This is a genomic window from Nocardiopsis oceani (genome assembly GCF_054777395.1).
This window is the reverse complement of the sequence record NZ_BAAHAR010000044.1, coordinates 59,772-73,826: the sequence shown is the minus strand read 5'-3', so window position 1 is coordinate 73,826 and position 14,055 is coordinate 59,772. Positions and strand designations below refer to the sequence as shown.

Annotated in this window: 15 protein-coding genes; 8 read left to right on the top strand and 7 right to left on the bottom strand. The window is 69.1% G+C overall.

The annotated features are described in order from the left end of the window. Positions 1 to 166 precede the first annotated feature (166 nt). On the bottom strand, positions 167 to 865 hold the full coding sequence (locus ACYVDG_RS24805) for a hypothetical protein (protein ID WP_460758305.1): 699 nt from the start codon (positions 863 to 865) through the stop codon (positions 167 to 169). Positions 866 to 902: 37 nt separating this feature from the next. On the opposite strand from ACYVDG_RS24805, the gene ACYVDG_RS24800 reads away from it, so the two are divergent. Further along, positions 903 to 1,535, top strand: coding sequence for a TetR/AcrR family transcriptional regulator (locus ACYVDG_RS24800; protein ID WP_460758302.1), 633 nt, complete (start codon positions 903 to 905; stop codon positions 1,533 to 1,535). 36 nt (positions 1,536 to 1,571) lie between these two features. On the opposite strand, the gene ACYVDG_RS24795 is transcribed toward ACYVDG_RS24800, so the two are convergent. The 3 genes from ACYVDG_RS24795 to ACYVDG_RS24785 form a co-directional block, all read right to left on the bottom strand. Then, positions 1,572 to 2,459, bottom strand: a complete 888-nt coding sequence (locus tag ACYVDG_RS24795) for an aminoglycoside phosphotransferase family protein (RefSeq protein ID WP_460758300.1) — start codon at positions 2,457 to 2,459, stop codon at positions 1,572 to 1,574. 48 nt (positions 2,460 to 2,507) lie between these two features. Further along, positions 2,508 to 2,996 (bottom strand): GNAT family N-acetyltransferase, encoded by a 489-nt coding sequence (locus ACYVDG_RS24790; RefSeq protein ID WP_460758296.1) that lies wholly within the window; start codon positions 2,994 to 2,996, stop codon positions 2,508 to 2,510. A 104-nt stretch (positions 2,997 to 3,100) separates the two neighbouring features. Continuing rightward, entirely contained in the window at positions 3,101 to 5,374 is a 2,274-nt protein-coding gene (locus tag ACYVDG_RS24785; RefSeq protein WP_460758294.1) for an ATP-binding cassette domain-containing protein, read from the bottom strand. Positions 5,375 to 5,456: 82 nt separating this feature from the next. Here ACYVDG_RS24785 and ACYVDG_RS24780 point away from each other — a divergent pair, with 82 nt between their 5' ends. Further along, positions 5,457 to 6,266 carry a TetR/AcrR family transcriptional regulator gene (locus tag ACYVDG_RS24780; protein ID WP_460758291.1) on the top strand — a complete coding sequence of 270 codons (810 nt, stop codon included), beginning with the start codon at positions 5,457 to 5,459 and terminating at the stop codon, positions 6,264 to 6,266. An 80-nt stretch (positions 6,267 to 6,346) separates the two neighbouring features. Further along, positions 6,347 to 6,901 carry a pyridoxamine 5'-phosphate oxidase family protein gene (locus ACYVDG_RS24775; protein WP_460758288.1) on the top strand — a complete coding sequence of 185 codons (555 nt, stop codon included), beginning with the start codon at positions 6,347 to 6,349 and terminating at the stop codon, positions 6,899 to 6,901. 235 nt (positions 6,902 to 7,136) lie between these two features. On the opposite strand, the gene ACYVDG_RS24770 is transcribed toward ACYVDG_RS24775, so the two are convergent. Together ACYVDG_RS24770 and ACYVDG_RS24765 are read right to left on the bottom strand one after the other, a co-directional pair. Continuing rightward, positions 7,137 to 7,901, bottom strand: a complete 765-nt coding sequence (locus ACYVDG_RS24770) for a class I SAM-dependent methyltransferase (RefSeq protein ID WP_460758284.1) — start codon at positions 7,899 to 7,901, stop codon at positions 7,137 to 7,139. A gap of 133 nt (positions 7,902 to 8,034) precedes the next feature. Then, a complete protein-coding gene (locus ACYVDG_RS24765) occupies positions 8,035 to 8,358 on the bottom strand; it encodes a hypothetical protein (protein WP_460758280.1) in 324 nt (107 codons plus the stop codon). 175 nt (positions 8,359 to 8,533) lie between these two features. Here ACYVDG_RS24765 and ACYVDG_RS24760 point away from each other — a divergent pair, with 175 nt between their 5' ends. The 5 genes from ACYVDG_RS24760 (at position 8,534) to ACYVDG_RS24740 (ending at position 11,833) form a co-directional block, all read left to right on the top strand. Continuing rightward, positions 8,534 to 9,391, top strand: a complete 858-nt coding sequence (locus tag ACYVDG_RS24760; protein ID WP_460758277.1) for a helix-turn-helix domain-containing protein — start codon at positions 8,534 to 8,536, stop codon at positions 9,389 to 9,391. Positions 9,392 to 9,393: 2 nt separating this feature from the next. After that, a complete protein-coding gene (locus tag ACYVDG_RS24755) occupies positions 9,394 to 9,645 on the top strand; it encodes a DUF397 domain-containing protein (RefSeq protein WP_460758274.1) in 252 nt (83 codons plus the stop codon). Between the two features lie 141 nt (positions 9,646 to 9,786). Then, complete coding sequence (locus ACYVDG_RS24750; protein ID WP_460758270.1) at positions 9,787 to 10,572, top strand: phosphodiesterase; 786 nt, start codon at positions 9,787 to 9,789, stop codon at positions 10,570 to 10,572. 84 nt (positions 10,573 to 10,656) lie between these two features. Then, entirely contained in the window at positions 10,657 to 11,109 is a 453-nt protein-coding gene (locus ACYVDG_RS24745) for a pyridoxamine 5'-phosphate oxidase family protein (protein WP_460758268.1), read from the top strand. Between the two features lie 70 nt (positions 11,110 to 11,179). Beyond that, complete coding sequence (locus ACYVDG_RS24740; protein WP_460758264.1) at positions 11,180 to 11,833, top strand: CatB-related O-acetyltransferase; 654 nt, start codon at positions 11,180 to 11,182, stop codon at positions 11,831 to 11,833. 44 nt (positions 11,834 to 11,877) lie between these two features. On the opposite strand, the gene ACYVDG_RS24735 is transcribed toward ACYVDG_RS24740, so the two are convergent. Further along, positions 11,878 to 13,695, bottom strand: a complete 1,818-nt coding sequence (locus ACYVDG_RS24735) for a hypothetical protein (RefSeq protein ID WP_460758261.1) — start codon at positions 13,693 to 13,695, stop codon at positions 11,878 to 11,880. Positions 13,696 to 14,055: the final 360 nt, after the last annotated feature.

Below are 14,055 nucleotides of genomic sequence, written 5' to 3'. Positions count from 1 at the left end.
GACGTGGTCGTCGCAGAAGACGTAGAGTGCGGTCAGAAGGGTGTCCAGGTCTCGTTTCACACCAAGACTCTGCGGCACCCTTCGCTGTGTCCGCTACCTGCTTACACATCGGACTCACTCATCTAGGTGCTCTTCGGTTTCGCGGCCCTCTGCGCGGTCGGCGTCCTCACCGCGGTCGCGGCCCGCCGCCCGGTGCGCGCCACCTGACCAGGGCCACCCCGTAGGCGACGATCCAGACGACCCACAGCAGCCAACCGGCCAAGCCCACCTGCCCCCAGGGTCCACCATGCTCGATCACCCAGGGTGTGAGCGTGGCGGACCCGAACAACAAGGCGGCCGAGACCAACCCGAGCCCCGTGTGCCAGCGGCCGATCACACCCGAGCGCAGTCCGCTCACGGACAGGCCGAGCAGGGCCAGGGCCAGGAAGGTGCCGTTGAGGGTGAACAGGGAGTCGTGCAGCGCCCACAGGGCGGGCGGCGCGCTCTCGGTGGCGGCCAGGGCCAGGCGGATCGCGATGACCCCGCAGAAGGCGGCGTTCTGCAGGACCAACCCGGCCAGGCCCACCAGGGACCAGGCCTCGTTGCGATCCCCCTCCGAGCTTCGGGTGGCCGCGAACACCCCCGCGCCGAACAGCACCGCCAGCACCCAGGCCGTGGGGATCAGCATCGCGGCCAGGCCCACCGTGTCCCCGTGCGAGCCGAAGAACGCGGCCGCTTCCTCGATGTCGGACCCCGCGTGCGGAAACCCGGCGGGGACCGTGATCAGGTTCCCGGCGACGATCACGGTGGCGAAGCCGATCGCCGCTATCCCGGCCAGCCGAGTGAAAGGCAGACGCGGTGCGCTATTATTAGATACATGTGTCATATATTGAATATATGACACGGAAATCCGGAAGGCGATGATGGGTACCGAAACGGGGCGACGGCGCTATGACTCCCTGCGGCGCACCGCACAGGCACAGGAGACCAGGGCCGGGATCGCCCGCGCCGCCCGCCGACTCTTCGTCACGCGCGGGTGGTTGGCCACGACCGTGCGCGAGGTGGCGCGCGAGGCAGGCGTCTCGGTGCCGACCGTCTACGCGGCCTACGGCAATAAGACCGGTCTGCTCCTGGCGCTGACCGAGGCGGCCAACCTGCCCGCCGACGCGGAGCGCATGCTCGCGGAGCTGGAGGACACGGAGGCCACCCCCGAAAGCGAGCTCCTGGCGATGGCAGCCTACGACCGGCGGCTGTTCGAGCACTCGGGTGATGTCATCACCCTGGTGCGCGAGGCGGGCCGCACGCACCCCGAACTCGCCGAGGCCTACCGGGAGGGCCGCCGCCAAGGCGACCAGACCCGCGTCCAAGTCCTGTCCGCCTGGCCCAAGGGCACACTGCGGCAGGGGTTGGACGTGCCCGCGGCCGTCGACGTCTACGCGGCCCTGTGCAACATCGACGTCTACACCACGCTCACGGTCGAGCGCGGTTGGGAACCCGGGCGGGTGGAACGCTGGTGGGGTGCGGCGCTGGTGCGCGAGCTCCTCGCCCCCGGCTGAACTCCTCCAGTCGAACGGGTTCCGACCCAGCGTGCGTCACACACCCTGCAGAACACGATCCAGTGCTGCCCGACCCGCGGGTCCCCAGTGCGGCTTGCCACCGGCAAGACCCCGGTCCCCGTTCTGCCCCATGAGCATCAGGAAGAGGCTCTTCATGGCGGCCAGCCCGCGGGCGCGCCGGATCGCCGCCTCATCCGCCCGCGCGTATACGTCGAAGAACCGTGCGGCCGTGCCCGCGGGTAGCAGCACCCATGCGGCGGCCAGGTCCCACGCTGGATCGCCGGCGAACAGGTCACCGAAGTCGACGATGCCCGAGAGTGTTCCGTCCGAGACGACGACGTTGGCGGGATGCAGGTCGCCGTGCACCCACACCGGCGGGCCCTGCCACGCCTGGGTCGCGACGGCCTCGTCCCACACGGCCCGGACGTCAGCGGCGATGTCGTCGGGAACGGCCTGGAAGAAGTTCTCGAATCCGTCCGTGCAGTCCTTGGGATGGTCACCGCGGCCGGTGGCGATCGGCGCCTCGGCGGGCGCCTGGACATGGAGCGCCTGGAGGAATCCCGCCAGGGTGTCGGCCGCGTGGGCGCCGCGGCTGATCGAGCCTTGGTCCAGCGGTTCGCCGGGAACCCACGTCATCACGGTCCAGTGCTTGGCAAAGCGCTCGGACGGCGCGCCGAACCGCACTGGGGTCGGCACGGGGAGCGGCAGGCTCGGCGCCAGCACAGGGAGCCATCGCCGCTCCTTGAGTTGGAGCTCCGGGGTGGGGTCCATGCGCTGTACGCGCACGGCCAGGTCCTCCCCCAGGCGCCACATCTGGTTGCCCCAGCCGCCCGGTACCTCACGGATGGGCAGCCCAGCAAGGTCGGGATGTTGCTCCCGCAAAAGGTCGCGGATCAGGTCCGCGGTGATCTCGGTGTCACTCATAGGACGGCACACTACTGAGGCAGGCAGGCGCACCAACACCGCCCGCGCTCAGAGCAGGCGGTACATGATGTGCAGCCCCACAAAGCCGTGCTCGGGGTGGCGGAAACCCTCCTTGAGGGTTCCCACCACCTCGAAGCCAAGGGACTCGTACAGCCTTACCGCGCGGGTGTTGGTCGCCGCGACCGCGTTGAACTGCATGGCCCTATACCCCTGCGCGCGAGCCCACTCCAACGAGTACGCACACAGCGCACGCCCCACCCCTTGGCCGGAGTGGGCGGGGTCGACCATGTAGCTGGCCGAGGCGATGTGCGAGGCGTTGCCCATGTGGTTCTGGTTCATCTTCGCCGTGCCCAGAACCGTCCCGGCCTCGTCCACGGCGACCACCGTCCGGTCCGGGGCGGCCAGCAGCCACCCGTCATGGGCCTGCTTCTCATCCATGTCCGACGAATAGGTGAAGGTGTCCCCCGCCGCGACGATACGGCTCAGGAAGGGCCAGATGGCGTCCCAGTCGGACGGTTGCGCTTCTCTGATCTGCATGCGGTGAGCATGGCAGGGCACCCGGCGGGCCGCCCCTGGTTTTTCGGGCGGCCCGCCCGTCCCTGCCCTCTGACGCACCGGGACCGCACGAACCCGCTCCCTGGCTACCGCCCCAGGTAGGTGCGCAGGTGGCGGGCGGTCAGGGACTCACCCTTCTCCACCAGTTCGGCAGGGGTGCCCTCGAAGACCACGCGGCCGCCGTCGTGGCCGGCGCCCGGGCCGAGGTCGATGAGGTGGTCGGCGTGGGCCATGACGGCCTGGTGGTGCTCGATCACCACCACCGAGTTCCCGTCGTCCACCAAGCGGTCCAGCAGGGCCAGCAGCCGGTCCACGTCGGCCAGGTGCAGTCCGGTGGTGGGCTCGTCGAGCACGTACACCGCGCCCTTCTTGGCCATGGAGATCGCCAGCTTCAGGCGCTGGCGCTCACCTCCGGAGAGCGTGGTCAGCGGCTGCCCCAGCCCCAGATAGCCCAGGCCGACGTCGTACATGCGGTCCAGGATGGTGCGGGCGTTGCCCGTGGTGAAGAAGTCGCGCGCCTCCACCACGGACATGGCCAGCACCTGGCTGATGTCCTTGCCGCGCAGCTTGTGTTCGAGCACCTCGGCCTTGAACCGGCGTCCCTCGCACTGCTCACAGGTGGAGGCGACCCCGGCCATCATGGCCAGGTCGGTGTAGATGACCCCGGCGCCCTTGCACTCGGGACAGGCCCCCTCGGAGTTCGCGCTGAACAGGGACGACTTGACCTTGTTGGCGCGGGCGAAGGCGGTACGGATCGGGTCGAGCAACCCGGTGTAGGTGGCCGGGTTGGACCGCCGGGACCCCCGGATCGCCGACTGGTCGACGACCACCACGTCCTCGCGGCCGGGCAGCGCCCCGTGGATGAGCGAGCTCTTGCCCGACCCGGCCACCCCGGTGACGACGGTGAGTACCCCCAGGGGCACGTCCACCGACACGTCTTGGAGGTTGTGGGAGTTCGCCCCGCGGATGGGGATGGCCCCGGCGGGTGTGCGCACGCTCGCGCGCAGCGCGGCCCGGTGGTCGAGGTGGCGCCCGGTGAGCGTGTCCGAGGCGCGCAGCCCCGCGACGTCGCCGGTGTAGGTGACGGTGCCGCCGGTGGGTCCGGCGCCCGGGCCCAGGTCCACGACGTGGTCGGCGATGGCGATGGTCTCCGGTTTGTGTTCGACCACCAGCACGGTGTTGCCCTTTTCGCGCAGGCTGATGAGGAGGTTGTTCATCCGTTCGATGTCGTGCGGGTGCAGGCCCACGGTGGGTTCGTCGAAGACGTAGGTGACGTCGCTGAGGCTGGATCCCAGGTGGCGGACCATCTTGACCCGCTGGGCCTCGCCGCCGGAGAGCGTGCCCGATTCCCGGTCCAGGCTCAGGTAGCCCAGCCCCACCTCCACCAGGGAGTCCAGGGTGTGGCTAAGGGTGTCGGCCAGCGGCTTGACGGAGGGCTCATCGATCCCGCGAACGAACTCCGCCAGGTCGCTGATCTGCATCGACGCGCACTCGGTGATGGTGCGCCCACTGACCTTCACCTCGCGGGCGGCGGCGTTGAGCCGGGTACCCTCGCACTCGGGGCAGACCGAGAAGACCACGGCACGGTCCACGAAGGCGCCGATGGTGCTCTGCATCTTCTCGCGGTCCTTGGCCAGGTAGGTCCGCTTGATCTTGGGGACCAGGCCCTCGTAGGTGAGGTTGCTGGTGCCGACCTTGACCTTGGTGATCGGCTTGTACAGGAAGTCGTGCCACTCCTGGTCCGTGTAGTCGCGCAGCTTCTTGTCCGGGTCCAGCAGCCCGGAGTGCGCGAAGATCTGCCAGTACCAGTGGTCCACCGCGTACCCGGGGACGGTGATGGCGCCCTCGTTCAGGGAGAGGTCGCGGTCGTAGAGCTCGTCGAGGTCCATCTGGTTGGTGCGGCCCAGGCCCTCGCACTCGGGGCACATGCCCTCGGAGTTGTTGAAGCTGAAGACGCTGGAGGGCTCCAGGCGCGGGGTGCCCACGCGGCTGAAGACGATGCGGAGCATGGCGTGGGCGTCGGTGGCGGTGCCCACGGTGGACCGGGAGTTGGCGCCCATCCGCTCCTGGTCGACGATGATCGCCGCGCTGAGGTTGCGCAGTGCGTCCACGTCCGGTCGGGCCGTGCTCGGCATGAAGGACTGGATGAAGGCCGTGTAGGTTTCGTTGATCAGCCGCTGGGACTCGGCGGCGATGGTGCCGAAGACGAGCGAGGACTTACCGGAGCCGGACAGGCCGGTGAAGACGCTCAGCCTGCGCTTGGGGATGTCCACGGAGACGTTGTCGAGGTTGTTCTCCCTGGCCCCACGGACCTCGATGGTGTCGTGGGTGTCCGCCATGGTGGTGGGTACGGAAGACAAGCTGCTCCTCAAGATCCTGGGAAATCCTTATGCGGTAAACTAACAGCCAGCGAACATTAGTTTATTCCGTAAGGAGATGCAAGTGGTGATCTACGCCGGGCAGGGTGACCCCCGCCGCTCCATGGCTCTGCTGTGGCGCGAGCACGAACCGGCCGAGCGCACCGGCCCCGGACCCAAGTCGGAACTGAGCGTGGACCTGGTGGTGGAGACCGCCATCGCCGTCGCCGATTCCGAGGGCATGCAGGCCCTGTCCATGCGCGCCGTGGGCGAACGGCTCGGCCGCACCGCCATGTCCCTGTACACCTACGTGGCCAGCAAGAACGAACTCATCGACCTCATGTACGACCACGCCGTCGGCGAGCTCGCCGGCCGGGGTGAACAGGCGGAACACCCGGGCTGGCGCGAGGCCACCTCGGACTGGTCCGCCCGCCTGTGGGACTTCTACCTGCGCCACCCGTGGAGTCTGGACATCTCCCAGGCACGGCCGGTCCTGGGGCCCAACGAGTACCGCCTCTTCGAGTCCCTGGCCGCGATCCTCCACCGCGCGGGGATGGAGCCCAAGGCCATCAGCAGCGCCTTCGGCAGCCTGGTCAACCTGGTGCGCGGCATGGTCCGCACCGCCGCCGAGGCCCGCCAGGCCGAGGCCGTCACCGGGGTCCCCGAGGACGAGTGGTGGTACGCCCGCTCCGCCCAGCTGGAGGAGGTGGCCGAGGACTTCCACGAGCGCTTCCCCACCCTGACGCTCATGGCCAAGAGCGGGGCCTTCGACAACGAGAACCAGCAGGAGCCCTACCTGGCGCAAGAGGCCTGGGAGACCTTCCAGTTCGGACTCGAGGCCCTGCTCGACGGTATGCAGCGCCAGATCGACGCCGGTGCTGGCGGCCCTTCCTGACCCGCGGGGTCCTGCCTCCGGGGGCGGGGCGCCCCGAAAGCCCCGTGACGGGCCAGGTCCCACATGACAGACTTCCGGCCATGGGAAAAATCCACGATGGCATCGACGCCCGCATGGAGCGTTTCCTCCTCGACCAGCCGGTGTTCTTCGTCGGAACGGCGCCGCTGGATCCCGGCGGCCACGTCAACATCTCCCCCAAGGGCATGAGCGGGACCTTCGCGGTCCTCGACGAGCACCGGGTGGCCTACCTCGATTACACCGGGTCGGGCACCGAGACCATCGCCCACCTGCGGGAGAACGGCCGCGTGGTGCTGATGTTCTGCGCCTTCGAGGGGCGGCCCAACATCGTCCGCCTGCACGGCCAAGGGCGGGCCGTCCTCGTGGCCGACCCGGAGTTCGCGGCGCTGCGGGCGCACTTCCCCAAGGAGCGCACCATCGGGCAGCGCTCCATCATCGTGGTCGACGTCCAGCGCGTCTCGGACTCCTGCGGGTTCTCCGTCCCCCTGATGGACCTGCGCGGCGACCGAGACGTGCTGGACCGGGTCCAGGAGCGCAGTGACCAGGACTTCTTCGACGAGTACTGGCGCGAGAGGAACGCCACCAGCATCGACGGCCTACCCGGCGTTCCCGGATGAGCGCCGCCACGACCACGGGCCCCCTTTCGTCAGCAGGGGCGCACGGACGGCTCCGCGGACGCGCGGCCTCAGATCCAGCCCAGCAGGATCAGTAGCACCAAGGTCAGGGCGGCTGAGACCAGCAGCGACACCATGCAGCCCCAGCGGCTGTTGTAGAAGAAGAACACCGGCACCTCCTCAAGGACTCTGCACGACCCAGTATCGCGAGCACGGCAACTCCAGCGGGACCACTTGCTCAGGCGGGGCGGGCGAAGGTGATGATCTCCGCGCTCGTCTCGGTGAGCGGGATGCGGTCCCAGTACCCGTACTGAGCGCTCACCTCCAGCCCGGCCTCAGCGAGAAAGGCGTTGAGGCGCTCGGCGTTCAGGAACCGCAGGGTGCTGCGGCTGACCAAGGGCTCGAACCAGCCTTCGAGACTGTAGTCGGAGGTGAAGGTGACCAGGTCACCGTCGACCTCGCGCAGCCGGTGCACGCAGGTGGCCGGTTGCCCGCCGGGGCCGTCCACGGTCCGCACCCGCTCGGGGTCCCAAGCCTCCCAACCGCGCGCGCCCGGGTTGCGGGTTTCGAACACGAACCGCCCCTGCGGGGTGAGCGCCCGCCGAAGGGCGGCCAGGTTGGCGCGCAGCTCCTCGTCGGTGAGGAATACCTGGAAAGCGTGCCCGGACATGGTGATCAGGTCGAACTCGCCCTCCCCCAGCGGTTCGGCCTCCCCGTCGTAGGGGCCCGCGACCAGGTCGCCGAGGATCCATTCGATGTCGTCCCGGTCGCGGCGGCCGACCTCCAGCATCGCGTCCGCCGGGTCCAGCCCGACCAGGCGCCCGGTGTGCCCGCGCTCGCGCGCCACTCGGTGGAGCTTGCCGGTTCCGCACCCCACGTCCAGGACCGAGCGGGCGTCCATCACCAGGTCGAGGTAGAAGTCGTCCTGCGGGGAGACCCGCCAGGAGCTGAAGTAGTCGTAGAGCTCGGCGAGGACCGGCTGGGAGAAGTGTCGATCGACCATCCGGACATTGTGCTACTCCGCTCCCCCGCGACCAACGGGTTTTCCGGTGCCTGCGGGTCCGCTGCCCGCGTCCGTGCGAATGGGCGGTACCACCAAGCGCGGTGGTACCGCCGACTCACAGGGCCGCGGGGTCTCAACCGATCTCGTAGGTCACCCGCCTCGTGTCGATGAGCTCCGCGCCTTCGGGTAGCGGCGGTGGCGTTTGGGCCGTGCCCAGGACGCGCAGCCAGATGGCGCTCTGGGCGTTGTAGGGGTTGAGGCGGTCGAGGTCCTCCCAGAACCCGTACGGCAGCGGGGCGCAGGTACAGGCACAGGACCGGTCCCGCAGGGTCGGGGCGAACGGGGAGACCCGACCGGCCAGCGGTATGCCGTCCTCGTCGGGTTCCCCACCCTGGATGATCTGGACGACTTCGGTGTAGGCCTCGCTCGAGCTACGGGCACGGGCAGGTGACGCCATGGAGTCTTCTCCTTGCCGAGAGGAGTGAGCGCCGGACAGGCGTGCCCAACTGGCTCCAGTATGATTCTTGTGCGCAAGTTTTTCAAGTAAACTTAACTTGCGAGCAAGGATTTTTTGGCGAAGCTGAGAGAGCTACCATCGGATCACCGAGACAGCAGAGAAAGCGGGTGTCCACGTGACCGCGAACCAGTCGCCAGGCGTACGTCGGCGTCGGCTGTCGGCAGCGCTTCGGCGATTGCGAGAGGCGCGAGAGTTCACCGCCACAGACGTGGCCAAGCGCATGGGATGGACCTCGGGTGCCCGGCTCACCCGTATCGAGCGCAACGAGTGGAAGTTCCCCAAGCGCGACGAGGTCGAGACCCTGCTCGACCTCTACGGGGTGGAGGGTGACGACCGCGCGCATCTTTTGAGTTTGACGGAGGAAGCCCGAGGGCGCAGCGATTGGCACAAGTACGCGGACCTATTTACGGGACCCCTGCCTGACATTGAGGCTGAAGCCGTCCGAATCCGGACGTACGAGGCGGTCGTCATCCCGGGACTGTTGCAGACACCCGATTACGCAGCAGCGATCTTTAACGCTGGCCAAGTAGTTCCCATAGAGCAGCTTGAACGCAAGGTGGAGTCGAGAATGTCCCGCCGTGCGGTCCTGGACGCACCACAGGGACCGAGACTTACCGCTGTCGTAGACGAGGCCGCGCTGCGCAAAGTTGTGGGTTCATACGCCATCATGGCTGATCAGCTGCGATTCCTGGCCGGCCTGGCAGCACACTACAAGGTGACGGTCCTGGCAATCCCGGATGCAGCAGGGGCCCACCCTGCCGTCGACGGCGCCTTCACGCTCTTTGACTTCCCCAGGCCTGAGCCGGGCATAGTCTCCATTCCCACGGTGGTGGAAGCGCTATACGTTGAAGATGCCGACTACTTCGATCAGCACGAACTGATTTTCGACGCCGTCCAGAACCTGGCGCTGGACCCCCAGGGGTCGCTCGACCTCATTGGTTCCATCGCCGCCGAACACGACAAGCGAGCCTGAACATGTTGCTGGAGTTCCGCAAGTCCTCCTACTCCACCAGCGGCGACAACTGCGTAGAGGTTGCCCAGGTGGCCCCCGCTTTCCGCAAGTCCTCCTACTCCTCCGGCGGGGATAACTGCGTGGAGGTCGCGGAACTGCCCACCGGTGCAGCTATCCGCGACTCCCAGAACCCCGAGCTGGGTTTCCTGCCCGTCGGGGCCAGCGAGTGGACCGCCTTTGCGCACCTGATTGCCGCCGAAGCCCCTCGGGCCTGACCCCTGCCCGAGCGCACTGACCGGTGAGAGTGGTGGGCCGATCCCCCGGCCCACCACCTCCCCAACTTCGCTGCATCCCTACGCCACGCCCTCGGCGTGACCCATTGCCGCTGAACCCCGCGTTGAGGCACGGTGGCCAGCATGTCCCTCTCTATCGCCCACCTCAGCGACCCCCACGTCACCGCGGGTCCGCTGGCCGCCGAACCGGCCACCGGCCTGCACCGTGCGCTCAGCCGCGTGCTGGCCCTGGAACCCCGGCCGAACTACGTCGTCATCACCGGTGACCTCGTCGACCGCGGCGAACCGGACGAGTACGCCGCCTTCAGCGAGATCATCGACCGCTTCCCCCTCCCGCTGCACGTGGCCGCCGGCAACCACGACGACCGCGAGGCCCTGAGCGACGCCCTCGGCCACACGCCGTACCTGGGTGAGTACGGCAGCACCCGCTACCTCGTCGAGCACCCCGAAGCCACCCTGGCGGTACTGGACTCCCTCGTGCCCGGCTCCCCCGCCGGACGGTTGGGCGACGACCAGCTGGCCTGGCTGGACACGGCGCTGGCCCGGCGCCCCGACGTACCGGCCTTCGTGTGCGTGCACCATCCGCCGGCGCCCATCGGCATCCCCTTCCTGGACGGCATCGGCCTCGAGGACGGCGAGGCACTGGAGGAGACGGTGGCCCGCCACCCCAACGTCGTCCGGGTCCTGGCGGGCCACGTCCACCGGCCGATCAGCACGGCTTTCGGCAACAGTGTCCTGACGACCGCGCCCAGCACCTACCGGCAGAGCGGGCTGTGCATGAGCCCGGGACAGCCCATGGGGTACGTGCACGAGCCCACCGGCTTCCTCCTGCACCAGCGCACCGGCCGCGGCTGGGTGAGCCACACGGTCCAGGTCAGCCACGCGGGCGCCCTGACCGGCCACTTCTAGCCGTTCGGTTACCGGCAGGGCGCGTTGTCCACAGCCCCGGAAAACCCGCTTTCCCCGCCGCGGCGCCGAACCTAACCTGAGATGGTGACTGACACCGCCAGCAGCGCCCAGCACGCCCATCCCTTCGACGTCGACGCCTTCCTCGCCCGCCCCCTGGTCGCCCGGGTGGCCACCGCCAACACCGCCGGGGCGCCCACGGTCAGACCGGTCTGGTTCCTGTGGGAGGAAGGGGCCCTGTGGTGGATCACCGGTGAGTACGCGGTGATGGCCAAGCACCTGGAACGCGATGCGCGCACCGCCGTGGTGGTGGACACCTGCGACCTGGAAGCCATGGAGTTCCTCCAGGTGATCATGCGGGGCAAGGCCGAGGTGGTGCCCTTCGACCCGGCGCTGGCCAGACGCAAGCTGCGCCGCTACCTGGGCGATGACGAGACCGCCTGGCACCCGGACTTCCGCTACTTCGCCGACGACGCCCGCCTGGTCCGCTTGGTCCCCGAACGCACCGTGGTCAAGGACCTGTCCAAGACCATGGCCTGACCGGATCACGTCCAGACGGAACCGCCCCGCCCGCTGCACTCCTGCACTGCCGCCCACCCCGAGGAGTCCCGTGCCCGTACCCGACCCCAACCAGGTCCATCCCACCACCCGCCCGGAACTGACCAACGTGGTGTTCCTCAAGGCGCAGGTGACTTCCGATCTCATCGAGGTGGGCGAGTACACCTACTACGACGACCAGGGCAGCGGGGTGCCGTTCGAGGAGGCGTGCGTCCTGTACAACTACGGGTCGCAACGCCTGGTCATCGGCAAGTTCAGCGCCATCGCCCCCGGCGCCACCATCCTGATGCCCGCGGGCAACCACCCCACGATCGGTCCCTCCACCTATCCCTTCACGATGTTCGGCGGGGACTGGGCCGAGCGGACCCTGGACACCTACCTGTCGGCGCCGACGCCGCCCGACACCCGGATCGGCAACGACGTGTGGATCGGCCGGGGTGCGACGATCATGCCCGGGGTGGCCATCGGGGACGGCGCGATCGTGGCGGCGCACAGCGTCGTCACCAAGGACGTGGCGCCCTACGCGCTGGTCGGGGGCAACCCGGCTCGGCACGTCCGGAGCCGCTTCTCCGAGGAGGGCGTGGCGCTGCTGCTGGAGGCGCGGTGGTGGGACTGGCCGGTGGAGGCGGTGACCGAGCACGCCGCTCTCATCATGGGCGGCGAGCCAGCCGACCTGGCCGCGGTCGCCCGCAAGCTGCGGGGGTGAGCCCGGGGACGGGCTCGTGGTCCGTCCCCGAGTCCACCCTCAGGTCACCCTCGCGTGTTCCGTTCCCGGAGGTGTTCCAGGGCTTGGCGGACCAGGAGGGTCTCCTCGTGTGCGGGGCCGTAGAACCGCACCAACTCAGGGATGAGCGCCTCCCAGGTGAGTGCCGACCCGGTGCGGTCTCCTGCCCGGGCCTGCCAGTGCGCCAGGCGAGTGCGCGTCTCGATCCGGAATTGGGTCACGGTGTCGAGCAGCCGGTTCCTTCCACCGCTCTTCAGGTTCCGGTGCCGCCTTTCGATGTCGCTCAGCTCGCGCACGGCCACTGCGGCGCCTTCGACTTCGCCCCGCCAGTGGGCCAGTTGGATGTGCAGGAACATCGCGTACTGGGGGTGGGCCTCGTGCGGGTCTTCCGCGATCCGTGCCCGGTACTGCGCGTCCAGCTCGCGTAGTTCGCGCAGCGCCCCGGCGGGGTCGCCGGCCTCACCCGCCCACGTGGCGAAATGGGCGCGGTGGAAGAGGTCGGAGGGTTCACGTGTCCAAAGCTGTCGCAGCTGCCGCCCCAGATCCGCGGCGCGGCGCGCATCGCCGGTCCGGGCGCAGAGGTCGGCCAAGGTGAACACGGCCAAGCGCGTCCCGAAGTCGTTTTCGCGGTCGTGGAGGCGGGCCTGTTCGACTCGGGCTTCGCTGTGCCTCAGCGCCTCAGCCTTGTGCCCCACCGCCCCCAGATAGAGGGTCGAGAACGCCAGCACGTCCGTGTTCGACTCCGCCAACCAGTCCCGCAGCACCCTGCCCTGCAATGTGCGCCCGGCGAAGGTGTCCTGGTGACGGCGCACCTGGTAGCGGTAGGCGCTGTCGTAGGCCGGAAAGGCGAGGGCATCATCGGCGATCGGGGAGTGCAGGCCGTCGATCTCGAGCAGCAGCATCATGGCGCCTTCGAGGGTGATGGCGGTGTCAGCGCGTTCGCGGGCCATGCGCTGCAGGTCGGGGTGGATCCCGTGGACCGTGGCCGCGCCGTCCGCCCACTCCGCTGGTTGCCGCGCCGGCACGACCAGACCCAACCTGGACAGTACGGCGCACGCCTCATCGACCTGTGCGGGTGTGACCTTGAACGCGTGGTGGAGCGGGTTGTCGCTGGACTCCTGCGCCGAGTCCAGGCGTGCCGCTGTCCCGGCTGTGCCCAGCGCACCGAGGTCACTCACCAGGGCTGACACCTCCTGCAGGCGGCGGGCTATGGATTCTTCGCTCTGCTCTCCCCGGGGCCCCTCCTGGCCGGGCAGCGGGCCGTTCTCCCTCGCCCTTTGACGTGCCCGCTCGCCCAGGTGGCTCAGCGCCCGGCTCGTGGTGCCCAGCGAGCGCGGGATCGCTGTGGGCGCGACGTGGGACCACAGGTCCAGCAGGGCGCCGGGCACCCACGGCGGACGACACACGGTGTCGGCGGTGTCCACGGCCAGTTCCCAGACGGCCACCGCGGCCCCGCCGCTCCGCCGAGAGGTTTCCTGCTCCATCTGGGCGGTGCGCTCCTCCAAGAGCGCACGGAAGCGGCCGCACCCCACCCGTCGTTCGACCATGGTGGCTGCGGCCAGCCCCAAGCTCTGGGGGTGACCGTTCAGAACCTGGGCCAGCTCCCCGGCCTGATAGGGGTCGTCGAAAAGCCCTTGTTCCTCCAGAGCGTCCCGGAGGTACCCGACCGCCTCGGGCGAGGAGAACTCCCCCAGCGTGTGCGTGTTCCGTCGGCCCGCCACCCCTTGCAGGGCCAGGTCCTGGCCGGTACCCACCCAGCGTCCACCCGGTTGACCCAGCGGGGGCAGCAGATCGTGAACGGCTGCCACATCGTCCACCCCGTCCCAGAACACCGCCCACCGCATCCGCGACTCCTCAGCGTGGTGGTTCAACCAGTCCAGGAACAGCTCGGCCGCGGGTTCGGGCTCGCGCGGGGCCCGGTGGAAGAGCCGGTAGGCAGCCTGGCTGTAGGCGTGGACGATTCCCGCCCGGGTGGCCGGCGTCGGCCCACACGAGCAAGGATGTGCCTGGCTGGGAGCCGTCCACCAGCGGGCGTGCCAGGGCCGCGGCGGTCTGGGTCTTGCCTACGCCGCCGGGCCCGTGCAGCGCCGCGGCCGGTGCGTCGGCAAGCCGGGCGGTCTCGGTGCGGGGGCGAAAAGAGGCCGCCCTCGCGGGGATCGCGCCCACATGTACCGGCCACTGGACGTCGGGGTTGCGCAGGGGGA